At 44.2% G+C, this 13,072-nt stretch carries 15 protein-coding genes; 6 read left to right on the top strand and 9 right to left on the bottom strand.

Annotated elements, in window-relative coordinates:
- Positions 1-26: 26 nt before the first annotated feature.
- The 4 genes from JGK36_RS20450 (at position 27) to JGK36_RS20435 (ending at position 3,073) form a co-directional block, all read left to right on the top strand.
- Positions 27-359 carry a DUF6883 domain-containing protein gene (locus JGK36_RS20450; protein WP_293197849.1) on the top strand — a complete coding sequence of 111 codons (333 nt, stop codon included), beginning with the start codon at positions 27-29 and terminating at the stop codon, positions 357-359.
- A gap of 18 nt (positions 360-377) precedes the next feature.
- Positions 378-626, top strand: coding sequence for a DUF4926 domain-containing protein (locus tag JGK36_RS20445; RefSeq protein ID WP_293197847.1), 249 nt, complete (start codon positions 378-380; stop codon positions 624-626).
- A gap of 160 nt (positions 627-786) precedes the next feature.
- Positions 787-1,485: a hypothetical protein gene (locus JGK36_RS20440; RefSeq protein ID WP_293197844.1), complete on the top strand. Its 699-nt coding sequence runs from the start codon at positions 787-789 to the stop codon at positions 1,483-1,485.
- A gap of 124 nt (positions 1,486-1,609) precedes the next feature.
- On the top strand, positions 1,610-3,073 hold the full coding sequence (locus JGK36_RS20435) for a class I SAM-dependent methyltransferase (protein WP_293197842.1): 1,464 nt from the start codon (positions 1,610-1,612) through the stop codon (positions 3,071-3,073).
- Positions 3,074-3,084: 11 nt separating this feature from the next.
- Here JGK36_RS20435 and JGK36_RS20430 read toward each other — a convergent pair whose 3' ends face one another.
- From JGK36_RS20430 to JGK36_RS20410, 5 genes are all read right to left on the bottom strand, one after another.
- Positions 3,085-3,906 carry a methyltransferase domain-containing protein gene (locus JGK36_RS20430; protein WP_293201079.1) on the bottom strand — a complete coding sequence of 274 codons (822 nt, stop codon included), beginning with the start codon at positions 3,904-3,906 and terminating at the stop codon, positions 3,085-3,087.
- Between the two features lie 98 nt (positions 3,907-4,004).
- A complete protein-coding gene (locus tag JGK36_RS20425; RefSeq protein ID WP_293175761.1) occupies positions 4,005-4,271 on the bottom strand; it encodes a DUF2442 domain-containing protein in 267 nt (88 codons plus the stop codon).
- 56 nt (positions 4,272-4,327) lie between these two features.
- Complete coding sequence (locus JGK36_RS20420) at positions 4,328-5,593, bottom strand: ABC transporter permease (protein WP_293197840.1); 1,266 nt, start codon at positions 5,591-5,593, stop codon at positions 4,328-4,330.
- Between the two features lie 286 nt (positions 5,594-5,879).
- Positions 5,880-7,700, bottom strand: a complete 1,821-nt coding sequence (locus JGK36_RS20415) for an efflux RND transporter periplasmic adaptor subunit (protein WP_293175757.1) — start codon at positions 7,698-7,700, stop codon at positions 5,880-5,882.
- 410 nt (positions 7,701-8,110) lie between these two features.
- Entirely contained in the window at positions 8,111-8,425 is a 315-nt protein-coding gene (locus JGK36_RS20410; RefSeq protein ID WP_293197839.1) for a helix-turn-helix transcriptional regulator, read from the bottom strand.
- Positions 8,426-8,509: 84 nt separating this feature from the next.
- Between JGK36_RS20410 and JGK36_RS20405 the strand changes: the two genes are divergently transcribed.
- The gene (locus tag JGK36_RS20405) at positions 8,510-8,890 is read left to right on the top strand and encodes a hypothetical protein (RefSeq protein WP_293175751.1); all 381 of its coding nucleotides are present in this window, start codon (positions 8,510-8,512) and stop codon (positions 8,888-8,890) included.
- A 35-nt stretch (positions 8,891-8,925) separates the two neighbouring features.
- Positions 8,926-9,237 (top strand): DUF1272 domain-containing protein, encoded by a 312-nt coding sequence (locus tag JGK36_RS20400; protein WP_293197838.1) that lies wholly within the window; start codon positions 8,926-8,928, stop codon positions 9,235-9,237.
- Positions 9,238-9,251: 14 nt separating this feature from the next.
- Here the strand turns inward: JGK36_RS20400 and JGK36_RS20395 are convergent, their stop codons facing one another.
- The 4 genes from JGK36_RS20395 to JGK36_RS20380 form a co-directional block, all read right to left on the bottom strand.
- Entirely contained in the window at positions 9,252-9,878 is a 627-nt protein-coding gene (locus tag JGK36_RS20395; RefSeq protein WP_293197837.1) for a Uma2 family endonuclease, read from the bottom strand.
- 96 nt (positions 9,879-9,974) lie between these two features.
- Complete coding sequence (locus tag JGK36_RS20390; RefSeq protein ID WP_293197869.1) at positions 9,975-11,243, bottom strand: pitrilysin family protein; 1,269 nt, start codon at positions 11,241-11,243, stop codon at positions 9,975-9,977.
- 7 nt (positions 11,244-11,250) lie between these two features.
- Complete coding sequence (locus JGK36_RS20385; protein WP_293175745.1) at positions 11,251-11,382, bottom strand: hypothetical protein; 132 nt, start codon at positions 11,380-11,382, stop codon at positions 11,251-11,253.
- 225 nt (positions 11,383-11,607) lie between these two features.
- Positions 11,608-12,873, bottom strand: coding sequence for a pitrilysin family protein (locus JGK36_RS20380; RefSeq protein ID WP_293197836.1), 1,266 nt, complete (start codon positions 12,871-12,873; stop codon positions 11,608-11,610).
- Positions 12,874-13,072: the final 199 nt, after the last annotated feature.

Here is a 13,072-nt window from a genome sequence, read left to right as displayed (position 1 = left end):
TTTTCATTAACTGGTTCCTATTTTCTATGCTCATTCCAAATGCAGGAAATGCAGTTGTTGATATTCGTAAACTTCGTGACTACTGCCTAAATCCAGAACACGATGATGGTAAACACAAAGCGCGGCTGTTTTCGTCAATTCTGGGGATGATGCCTGACAATGCGGAGGAATTGCGCCAAATTTTGCTTGAAGTAATTCAAAGTCATGAAGCTCAGTTAGGGAGGCGGGATGGGTTCGGGCAACGGTACACCCTAGATTTCACGATTGAATGGCAAAATAGAAGTGCAACCCTTCGGAGTGGCTGGATTATTGAGCATGATTCGGAAATTCCGAGATTAACAACCTGCTATCCTTTGTAGTGCCGGGAGGTAATAAAAGTGGTAAATAATACAATTAAATTACTAGATGTTGTTGCCTTGACCGTTGATATTCCTGAATACAATCTCTGGCGCGGACAAGTTGGGACAGTGGTTGAACTGTTGGCTGATGGTGCAGCGTTTGAGGTTGAATTTTGCGATCGCAACGGACGCACTTATGAATCTGTCGGACTGAATCCAGAGCAAATCATGGTTTTGTACTTCGAGCCAGCATCACCTAATATCAAACCCGAAATGGTTACAGCATAAGTGGTACAACAACACCCATGGACCCGCAGTCTGGCAAATTGTCGTAGGCCATGTCAGCGCAGTGCACGAGCAGTAGCAGAGATCGCCTGCATCGGAAAGTTGTCAATAAGACATCTAGAATAGGGATAGTAGCTCAAATGAAAAATGCTTAACGAAAACAATGCTTACACTGAAGAAACAGGGAAATAAATGGCTTCCAAAGTCAGTATCGGATTTGGAAAATTATCTTAAACAATTCATGGTTCCAATACCACACTATGAAGAGAAAGAGTGTAGAGGGCTGCAAAAGAATATTGCTTACTCGCTTCAACACCTCGAATTTATACATCGCTGTGGCGAAGACTTAAATCTTACTTCCGTTCTTTGGAATCAAAACGCGAAAACGTTCATCATAGTAGCGTGTTCAATTATTGAGGCTCTATTTTTTTACCTACTTCGCGCACGCGGTAAAGCTGCAACTACTTCATGGAAATCCTATCGCAAGTTATCAGGGCAGGAGTTTGAAGATTCTGATGGGAAGAAGAAAAAAATTAATATGGAAATCTTTGAAAAGGTTAAGCCAGAAATTTACCAAGAAATGAGTTTTGATAAAATGTGCCAGCGCGTCGAGTCAAAAAAGCTTGTTGCATTGGGAAATGACGAATTCTTTAAGAACCTTCCATATCTCCGTCAGATTAGAAATCGTGTTCATGTTCACATTGTGAAAGATGACACCGACACTGATTATCTAAAAATCCAGCAAAAGGAATACAATTTAGCAAGGAAAGTTCTTTTCACCCTACTAACTTCCGAGCTTTTTCCTAATGTTAGAGAAGACTTGTTTGATTATCTTAAGGTAGATGAGACGACGAAATACTGAGAAATCCACCATTGCAAGGATTTTTGACTATTTCTAATGCGTTGCAGTGGCGACTTCAGTATGGAAGAGTCATTGAGCGCGCTGGACAACAGGAAGGCGTTATCGCAGTTTATAAATCTAACCGATGAGTTCCAACGATCGCAAAACAAGACTAGAATACGGCGATTTTCAGACACCGCCGGCATTAGCCGAGATGGTATGTCGAAAATTAGTAGAACTTAATGTCAATCCAAACACTATCATTGAGCCGACGTGCGGAGTCGGTAATTTTATTGAAGCTGCTGCACGTTCGTTTCCATCCGCAGCGAAGATTATCGGGGTTGAAATAAATCAAAATTACTTAACAGAAATCAGACTAAATAAGCAATTATTTCAGGATGAGAGATGCGATATTTTTCATGGAGATTTCTTTCGATTTAATTGGAAATCGTTAGTTGATCAATACACAAATAGACTGCTTGTACTCGGCAATTTTCCTTGGGTGACAAACTCACAACAAGGAACTTTTGGTAGCGAAAATTTACCTAAAAAAAACAACTTTCAAAATCACAAAGGCTTAGATGCTCTCACAGGTAAGAGTAACTTTGATATCTCAGAATGGATGCTGATTCAGGCGGTGCAATGGCTGCAAAAGCGCGATGCTTATCTGGCCATGCTTTGCAAGACTTCTACTGCTAGAAAGTTATTGAATTACATTCACTCTCAAAAACTCTATCTCGCTGACTGTGCAACTTACACAATAGATGCCAAAAAATATTTTGATGCAAATGTTGATGCTTGTTTGTTAGTTTGCAAATTTGACAGTTATTCGCGAAACTACTTCTGTGATGTATTTAGCAGTTTAGAAACTTCGGACTGTCACCGAATTGGATATCATAATAATCTCTTGGTTAAGGATATCGATGCTTTCAGTAAATTGAGTAATTTATATGCGGTGGATTCAGGGACAAAATGGCGATCGGGTGTAAAGCATAACTGTTCTAGTGTAATGGAATTTAAGAAAATTGACAATTATTTTGTAAATAAATTGGGAGAAGTTGCTGATATTGAGGAAACTTATCTGTTTCCCATGATCAAAGGATCTGGTGTTGCTCAAAATCGAATTAATGCTACCGATCGCTATATGCTAATTACTCAAAAAAATATCGGGGAATCAACGGAAAATATCCAAAAAATTGCCCCTAAAACGGGGCGATATCTGGAGTCTCGCGGGCAATATCTAGATAATCGAAAAAGCAAAATTTATGAAAATAACCCTAGATTTGCGATTTTTGGAGTGGGCGATTATACCTTCAAACCTTGGAAAATTGCGATCGGCGGGCTTTATAAAAAATTGGAGTTTAGGTTAATCGGCGAAATCGCTAATAAACCTGTAGTTTTTGATGATACTGTTTACTTCCTAAGTTTTGATGATGAGGGAGTTGCACGTCAAACTTTTGAGCTTTTGAATTCATCGGCTGCAATTAAGTTTTATTCTGCGATCGTATTTTGGGATGAAAAGCGTCCGATCAAATCGAGTGTCTTAAATTGTCTGAATCTGGCACTGCTGGCAGATTCGGAGTTTGTAACCGCAGATGCACGCGGATGAGTATAGTTCTGCTATTTTTGACCGAATACGTAAAAAGTGGTGATATCGTTCCAAATTCCTTGCTGGGTTTGCAATGCTTCTATTTCTGCTTCAAATTCGGCCTTGGCTTGTGCTAATTGCTCGGTTGAAAGTGTTGATAACGGCGGCGGATATTGTCCAGGGGCGGGATGAGAATTTCCGGCCCACATTGCTTTTGCTTTTTCTAAACTGATATAGCTGCCATCTTGTTCGATTTTAATTTCTATCTGTTTAAATCCTGCTTTTTCGAGCAGGTTTCGGCATTTTTCAACAGTGCCTGTGGGTTTGCTCATATTGAAGGAAATGCCGTATTTTTCGGCTACTTTCTGCGTCACAACTCCGCCTACAAAAGCGGTGTCGGCAAAGGCATGAAAGCCAATTATTCCTCCTGGTTTGAGAAATCGATGCCAGTGAGTGAGGGCTGCGTGCAGATTAGACATCCAAATGAAGGCTGAAGAGCAAAAAATGCGATCGCAAACATTACGTGGTAAGTCGATATTTTCGGCATCCCTTAGCAAAAATTCTGTATTATTAAGCTTTAATTCGAGAGCTTTTTTTCTGGCTACATCGAGCATTCCATGCGAAATATCTACGCCAATAACTAGACCTTCAGTACCGACAATTTGAGCGGCTGCGATCGCCACATGACCCGTTCCCGTTGCAATGTCTAAAACCTGCTGTCCGCGACTGACTCGCCCGTATTCAACGAGACGCTGAGCAATCTGCAAATGCCAATCGCTATTGTCATAATTTTGACTTCTGCGGGTGTACAAATCTGCGATTTCTTGCTTGTATTTGTCTAATTTAAAACACAACTATGTAAACGATTGTAAAGTGTCCAAATGCTTTCTACTGGCTGACTTAAGCCTGTTTACATACTGTTACATTGTTCGGTTTAATCCCGCCTACCTACTTACCACTCAATTTCCGCATCCGTGCAAGTAATTCCATTCTGCCAAATTTCATATTCACTGAGATCGATATCTTCATTCCAAACCAGTGCATAACCACCAGGCTCAATTTTAAAGTTTCTGAAAAACCCAGGATTACGTAACGTCGCAAACATCGGATTCTCTAATAACTTAGAGATGTCATATTTTTTGATTTCAAGATTAGCAAACTTAACCATCAAGGTATTATCGTCAATAACTTTAGCAGAAACAATGCGCTCAGGTTTCATAATGAGGATTATTGTAGTAGAAATAATAGCACAATGACAGACCATCGCCACTAACTTCAATCATTCCGCAAAGCTGCGATCGGATCTAAGCGAGCGGCATTCCGTGCCGGCAATACTCCAGCCAATAAGCCTACTGTAAAGGATAGTCCAAAACCGGCTGCGATCGACCATACTGAAATTACAAACGGAAAACTAAATGCTGTCGCGGCCCCAAAGGCGATCGCAATTCCCAACCCAATACCAGCCGTACCGCCCACAGTCGAAACTAAAATCGATTCAGCCATGAATTGAATCAAAATAGCTGCATTGGTAGCACCTACAGCTTTGCGAATCCCGATTTCCTTAGTGCGCTCCACAACTGACACCAACATAATATTAGCAATCCCGATGCCGCCAACTACCAGGGAAATTCCGGCGATTGCCACTACCATCACTGTAAACAAACCTACCACATTGCTGAAAGTATTCACAATATCAACTTGATTAATCACTCGAAAATCATCCGGTTGTGGCGGATAGATATTGTGGCGCAAACGCATGATATTTTCTACTTGAAATTGAGCATCAGCTAAATCCGATTCCCCCGTAGTTTGTAACCAAAAACCAGAGATGGCAATTCCAGCCAAAGAATTTCTACCCACAATTCGAGCCGACATATTTTTCAGGGGAATATACACGCGATCGTCCTGATCCGTACCCCCTACCGAACCCTTGGGTTCCATCACTCCTATTACCTTGTAGCGCCCTCCCTGAATGCGAACATCGGCTGATAGGGCATTAGCACCAACTCCAAAAAGCTCGTCTCGCACCTTAGAACCAAGGACAACAACTGGTTCAGCAGCATTCAATTCATCCTCATTAAAAAACCGTCCTGCTTGAGGTTGAATGTTCTTCACATCGGGGTAATTTAAATCAGTTCCTAATATAGAAGTAGATGAATTTTGTCCGCCATAAACAACTTGCACTTGGCGCTGCAAAAACGCCGAAATCGCCTTAACTGCCGGTGCTTGTTTGCCGATCGCCCTAGCGTCATCCCATGTCACAGTAGAAGCAGAACCACTACCCTGACTAACACCGCCCGATCGCGAAGCACCAGATAAAACCAACAGCACATTAGTACCCAAAGCCTTCAACTGTTCCTCAGTAGACTTTTGTACTCCCTGGCCCACCGAAGTAATCGCAATCACCGAAGATATGCCAATAATCACGCCCAGCATCGTCAAACTGGTACGCAACTTATTATTCCACAGCGCCTCAGTCGCCATGAACATAATTTGAACATTTGAGATTTTGTTAATAACTGGGGGAGTTTTTAATTTCATGTTATCGGTTATTTGTTATTTGTTATTTGTTATTGAGCGGGCAAATTTCTACTACTCAAATCTTGTACTTTTTCATGAACAGGCAAGATGCCTGTTCCACAAAAATTCAATTTTCTTGTGGGGTGGGCTTCTAGCCCGCCCAGAAAAGATTATTGCAAATAGTGCAAAATATCTCTTTTTATGAACAGGCAAGATGCCTGTTCCACAATAGATCAATTTTCTGCTTGTGGGGTGGGCTTCTAGCCCGCCCAGAAAAGATTATTCCAAATAGTGCAAAATATCCGATCTAACGCAAACGACTTCCACCACCCGGCTGCAAACCTGGAATTCCGCCCGATGATGGAGTTTGAGATTTAGGCCGCAAGCCAGGGGGGAAACTAATAAAAACCTTTTCATTTCCCTTCAAGCCCGATCGCACTTCCGTCTTATCATCAACCGTCATCCCCGTCTTAATCGGCACAAACAAAGGCTTCCCATCTTCACCACCAGTCACAAACACTCCCGTTTCCTTTTTTTGACGAACAATCGCCGCAGTCGGGACAACTAAAACATCCTTCAACTCACCCGCCTTAAACTCCACATTCACATTCATTCCCGATCGCAATAGTTTTTTAGCATCATCAAGAATTGAAGCTTTTACCTCAAAACTGGTAACATTTTGCTGGACAATTGACTGAGGTGAAATTTGATTAACTTTCCCAGTAAAAGTCTTTCCCGTATAAGCATCAGCTTGAATAGACGCATTTAAGCCGAGGCGGATTTGAGCAATATTACTTTCTGCCACATTCGCCACAACCTGATTTTTTGAAGCTAAAGACAAAATCGAAGAAGAAGTTGCCGATGTCACCGCACTACCTGCTGTTGTCGGTGTCACAAAAGCTCCTGGATCGGCATATTTGCGGGTGACAGTACCGCTGAAAGGAGCGCGAATTTTCGTATCATTAATCAACGCTTGGACTGTTTGGAGACTACCTTTAGCCGAGAGAACTTGAGCCCGGGCGATCGCAATTTCTTCCGGCCGAGCACCACCTTGAATTAGTGCCAAAGCTTGCTGTTTTTGCTCCACTGCGGCTTCGGAAGCGGCGATGTCTTCGGATCGCGCCCCCGATCGCACTCCTGCCAAAACTTGCCGTTTTTGCTCGACTGCTGCTGCGGAAGCCGCAATATCTTCCGGGCGAGCACCAGCTTGAATTAGCGCCAAAGCTTGCTGTTTTTGTTCAACTGCGGCCCGCGCAGCAGCGATGTCTTCCGGGCGCGAACCAGCTTGCAACAAAGCTACAGCTTGTTGAGCTTGTCTGACTTGAGTTTGAGCTCGATCGCGCGCGGTGCGAGAAGTATTCACAATTTGAAGAGAAATGGCCCCCGATGTGTAGAGTTCCTGATTTCTTTGAAAGTCTTCTTCTGCTTGTTTTTTGGCATATTCAGCATCCCTAAGTTTAGCTTGCGCTTGGGCAATATCTTCAGGGCGATTGCCCTTGAGCAATTTTTGAAGAGTTGCTTGTTGTTCTGCTAATTGGGCCTTTGCTGCTGCAATATCTTGACTGCGATTCCCATTGAGCAATTTTTGCAGGTTTGCTTGTTGTTCATTTACTTGGGCTTGGGCGGCGGCAATATCCTGAGTGCGATTACCGTTAAGTAATTTTTCCAAACTGGCTTGTTGTTCAGCTAATTGAGCCTTTGCTACTGCAATATCTTCGACTCGATTACCATTGAGTAATTTTTGCAAGTTGGCTTCGGCTGAGGCGAGTTGTCCGCGATTTTGAGTCAATTGTCCTTGCAGGTTGGAGTCATCCATTTGGGCGAGAATCTGCCCTGTTTTAACAGTGTCTCCTTCTTTAACCAGTAAAGTTTTGAGCACTCCTGAAGTTTTGGGGCTGACGTTAACACTCCTTTCGGGTACTATTGTGCCATTTGCGGAAATGGCGATCGGCAAATTCACTCTTTCTACAGCAACGGTTTTTTCCTTGCGTCTGCTTTCACGGCGCGATTTGACTGCGAGTTGGCTGTAAGCTGTGTAGCCGACTCCGGCGAGTAGGGAGGCAGCGAGGAGTCCGCTTAACCAGGGAGTCAGCCCTTTTTTAATCTGAAACTGCTTTAGGAAGTACATATAAATTTAGACCGATCGGGCGTCTGCTTCATTTTGACCGATCGGGAACCGAAAAGGTTCAATTTAAGTCTGGCTAATTTTTTTTGGTTGTGGTGTTGTGTCGGATTATTTTGGATAATAATGAAATCAGCTACGATCAATTGAGAATCTCGATCGATGAGGAACGCAGACATGAGCATTCAATTAGAGTTACCGCCGGAGTTAGAAAGTCAACTATCTACTGAAGCCTTACGACTAAACCTACCTTTATCTGAGTACATACTACGTGTTTTATCGATCAGAGAAGTTCTGAGTAACCCACCTAAAACTGGAGCAGAACTTGTTGCTTACTGGCAAAGTGAAGGAGTCATCAACTCACGACCTGATATTACCGATAGTCAATTATATGCTCGAAACCTGCGCCATCATTTCTATCCTGCTTGAGCAATAATTTTCCCTATATCTTGAGGCGTTGCACCTGTTGCCAGGATTGCGCGTATTAACAGTTCAATAGAAACCGAATCTTCGCCATTTTCAGCCTTGGCAATACGAGGTTGACTGGAGTTGATTTTATCGGCTAACTCTGCCTGTGTCATCAATTTTTGCCGACGTTCTTTGAGATTAAGACTGAGGGCTAACTTAATCTCAATTAAGGTCGATTCCTCTGGTGAAAGTTCTAAGAATTCCGAGGCAGATCCGATTTTCCAGCCTCGATCTTCTAGACGCTTCTTTTTCGCTTGATCCATAACATTAGTCCTCTATATCCGTGTCATATTATATCATATCTGATATAATTATGGCGAAGATCGTCATTCGAGGTAACAGTTGCTATGACTTACCCTAAGAAGAAAAAAGGTTTCCGCACCATCAATGTTGAAGGGCAAGAATTCCGTTGGCATTTCCGCCCTTCTTTTGACGACGACTACTTGACTTTGCAAGGGAGTGTTTCATCTGGCGAGCAGTTAATTGTTATCATGCGTTATCCGTGGTTGCCAATCAACGGTTTCCATTTAACCGATGGCGGTAATGTGTTCCATTTGCACAAAGCAGCCTGGATCGTCACTAGCAAATTTGCTCGGACAGCTATCTTGCATGGTATTGCTAACGGCTGGAAACCAAACGATCGCCGTCCACCCCTGTTCTGCGTTTATAGTGAAGGAACCTTTTCATCTATGACACCGCAACGCGAAACATCGGTTACATATTCCTAGAAAGAGTTATAAAGCCGTCACAAATAGGAGAAAATATGCTCGAACTCAGACCAACCTGTGAGCATTGCAACAAGGCGTTGCCACCAGACTCGCTTGATGCACGCATCTGTACCTATGAATGCACTTTTTGCGCTACCTGTGTGGAGAGCATTTTGGGTAAAAATATTTGTCCGAATTGTGGTGGTGGCTTTGTTCTGAGACCAATCAGGCCATCAAAAAACTGGAGAGACAACAACTATCTTAGCAACGATCCGGCGATCGCCAAAGTCAAATACAGGCCAGTGGATCTAGAGGCTTATGCAAAGCTTGTGGCGGTAATTGGCAGCTTAGGTCCGGAAAAGCGGTAAGGCATTTAATGATTTTACCTGCCAGCCATCAAAACCTGTTCAGCAGTCAGTTTTAAGTCTGGGAAAGTTAGAGAGACGATGGTCTGATTGCCCCGAATCTGTTGAATTTGATATTCCCCATTCACTAAAGTGCAGATAGAAAGGGTGGGTTTTTTAGGCTTTCCAATGTGTTGAGTACCACCTAATCCTGCGTAGTCCGCAATCCAATATTCAGGAATACCTAAAACTGCGTAGTCTTCGACTTTACGAGAATAGTCATTTTGCCAGTTACTACTAACAACTTCCGCCACAAATTTAATCGAACTGCCCAGTGTTAGAATCGACTCACCAGACCAAAGCAGTTCTTTAGTAAGTTCATCGCGATCGACAACTGCAACATCAGGTCGAAATGCTGTCATACCAATATTTGAAGGGCGCAATAGTCCCCGCTGAAGGACAAACCAAGGTAAGCCTGTTCCGTCGATCTGGACACATATTTTTGTGGTAATGAAGGCTGCAACCTCCTCATGGGGGCCTGTGGGTTCCAAGTCGAATACCTCTCCATCGATCAGCTCATAGCGATTATCGCCACCATAACGGGCGATAAACTCGTCAAAGCTGAGTGGTTTCTGTTGTATTGGTTGGTCGATCGCAATGGTCATAGCTCAACTTAGCCCAATCAATTCCTTTAGTCTATCAGATGGACAAACTGGTTAGATCGATCGAACTTTTCACAAGTTCGATCGCCCATTTCCTCCTTAACAAACAGCAGCCACGCCCAACTCTGTAATCGCCGCCTCCGGGCCCACCAAAGAAATATACGGTTCGACGAAGTATTTGTGAGCAGCTTCCCTAGCTTCAGCAGCAGTAACTGCCGCAATTTCTGCTTGAAACTGCTCGTCAAATTTAATTCCCAATTCCAGGATTTCGTACCAACCTAAAACTTGGGCAATTTGCGAATTGGTTTGTTTTCCTAAAGCATATTGACCGAGCATTTTATTCTTGCAAGCTTGCAATTCTTCTTCGCTTAGTTGGGTGTTGGCGAGTCGATCGACTTCTGTACGCAATCCTTCAAAAGCAGTCACCGTATTTTCGGGTGCTGTACCCATGTACGCTACAAACTGAGCCGTGTCCAGGCGCGTCGCGTAGAGTGCCGAAACATCGTAAGCTAAGCCCCGCTTTTCCCGCAATTCCACAAACAACCGACTCGACAAACCGTTACCCAAATAGGTATTCAGTAACTTAATCGCTGCATAGTCGGGATTTTTGACCGAGGGCGCGAGGTAGCCCAGCATAATCACTGATTGCTGGGTATCTTGCGCCTTAGCCACGGATTGCGGGGAGGCTTTGAGGGGGGGAACGGTTAAAGTTGGGAGGGGTGTTAAAGGCGCTTTCCAGTCACCAAATGTACGATCGATCAGGGCGATCGCATCTTCGGTAGATATTCTGCCGGCTATCGAAATAACCACATTATCGGGACGGAAATAGGTTTTGTGGAACTGTTCGAGCTCGTTTCTGGTGAGCTTTGACATCGTAGCTTCCGTGCCCAAGGTGGAGAAAGCATAGGGATGTTCCTGATACATGGCGTGTCGCAATTGCTCGAAGGCGATCGCAAATGGTTGTTCTTGTTGCGATCGAATTGCCGATATCGCAATGCGGCGTTCGAGTTCGACTTCAGCTTCCGGGAAAGTGGGCGATCGCATCAATTCCGCAGCCAACTCCAAAATGTCCTGAAAATCGGCAACAACCGTCTTCAAACTCACTAAAAAATAGTCTGTAGTCGAGTCGGTACTCAATCTCGCTCCTACCGATTCTACACGTTCGGCAATTTCTAGCGAAGACAGGCGATCGGTTCCCTTAGTCATTACCGCCGACAGCAAGTGACACAATCCTGCTTGTTCCGGCTGTACGCAGCGGCTACCGGCGCGCAGGAATATCCTAGCTGCAATAATATCTGCTGCTGGATTTTCTGATGCTAAGACAACCATACCGTTGTCTAAAACCGTGCGCTGAATTTCATTTTTCATCATTAATTTAGTTAGTAATTGGGAATCGGTAATGGGGAATCGGTAATGGGTAATTGGTAATGGGTAATTGGTAATTACCAGAAATAATTGGTTGAAAGCCGGAACCTTGATTGGGAGAAATTAAAATCAGACTATTCATTACTCCAATCTTCTTCCTTCGTCAAGTGCTGTCAACTGTCAAATCGATCGCCATTTTGCTATTTTCCATTTGCATTTTGTATGCTGTCAGACCGAGCAGAGCTTGATGCACGATCATACTAAATGTAACAAAATCTATCCGTAGGGTGCGGGCCAAACAGAGAAAACACCGGACAAACCAAGATTTATCCGGTATCAAAGATATTCATATTCTGTCCCTTTACCATCAGACTGGTTTGATCGCCACAGCCGCGTAGCGTTGGGGTGAGAGATATTGTTGAGCTAGGCGCTGGAGGTCTGATGGCTTAAATGACTGAATCCTGGTAGGATAGCTGAGCGCTAATTCGGCAGTGGCGATCGTACTGTAATATCCGTAAAGACCAGCTAACTGTCCCGGCGTTTCGAGGGAGAAAGCAAAGTCGTTGCACAGCAAACGCTTGCAGCGCATCAGTTCTGCCTCCGAAACCAGCTCAGATTGCAATTCCCAAAGCCGATCGCAAATTCGAGATTCCACCTCTTCTAGATCCTCGGCTTCCAAGACAGCACTAATCGTAAACAAACTCGATTCCCGTTGTAGCGAGAAAGAGCTTTCGATCGCGTGTACCAATTGTAATTCTTCCCGCAGTTCCCGGACTAAACGCGAACTCCGCCCATCTGCGAGCAACACAGAGATCAAATCCAAGCCGCAAGCACTTTGCAAGTGATCGACTCCCGGCCCAGTCCACGCCATCATCAGTCGCGCTTGTTCCAATCGAGGAAGACAGAGTTCCTGACGGCGAATTTCTACTAACGGCGGTTCGGCTTCGGCGACAAATTTAGGACAATCCCACCTGTCAGAAAACCGATCGAATGCTTTCCCTGTGATATCTCTGGCTTCTTCTTCCTCAATTCCCCCGACTATCACCACAGTCATATTTTCCGGCTGATAGTGCGATCGATGAAAACAGCGCATTTCGTGGGGAGTTCGCGACATCAGCAACTCTTCCGTACCGAGTACCGATCGCCTGTAGGGATGTCGCTGGTAGACTGTTTCCATCATTGCTTGGAAACCCAGCCAATCGGGATCGTCTTGAGATTGTCGGATTTCTTCGAGCACCACATCTCGTTCGCGATCGAATTCCGCATCGGGAATCCCAGCACGCAACAGCAATTCTGCCAGTGGCTGCGCCGTTTCTGCTAAATAATCTGCCCCAGCGTTGACATAAAAATGGGCGTAGTCGTGACTTGTAGCTGCGTTGGCGACACCGCCGCGATTTTCGATTACTTGGTCAAATTCTCCAGGGGCGATCGCATCCGTCCCTTTAAATATCATGTGTTCTAGAAAATGAGCCATTCCCGACCAAGAATCCGGCTCCTTCGTAGCGCCAGCCCTCACCCACACGTCTAGCGCAACCACCGGTGTGGCCGAAATCCGCTGGTGAATGACCGTTAACCCATTGTGCAGCTTCCAGACCTTGGCTGGGAACTCTAAAGCAGTGAGCAGTTGAGACAAGCTAGTTATTCTTAAACTTCAGTTAACTTCGGCTTCAACTATAGTAGCGCTTTACTGATGTGCGATCGGGATTAATTGATACAAAAGTCAGTTGTCAGTTGTCAGTGGGCTGTTGTCTGTGGGTTGTGGTCATTCAGGAAGTAATTTTTGCTTTTTTTAAAACGACCTTAGCCTTAATTACTTACCATTTCTTGGTTTA

The sequence above is a fragment of the Microcoleus sp. PH2017_35_SFW_U_B genome (genome assembly GCF_020737865.1).
In the GTDB taxonomy this organism is placed as follows: Bacteria; Cyanobacteriota; Cyanobacteriia; order Cyanobacteriales; family Microcoleaceae; genus Microcoleus.
The sequence above is the reverse complement of the archived record's forward strand: the minus strand, read 5'-3'. Positions and strand labels throughout refer to the sequence as shown.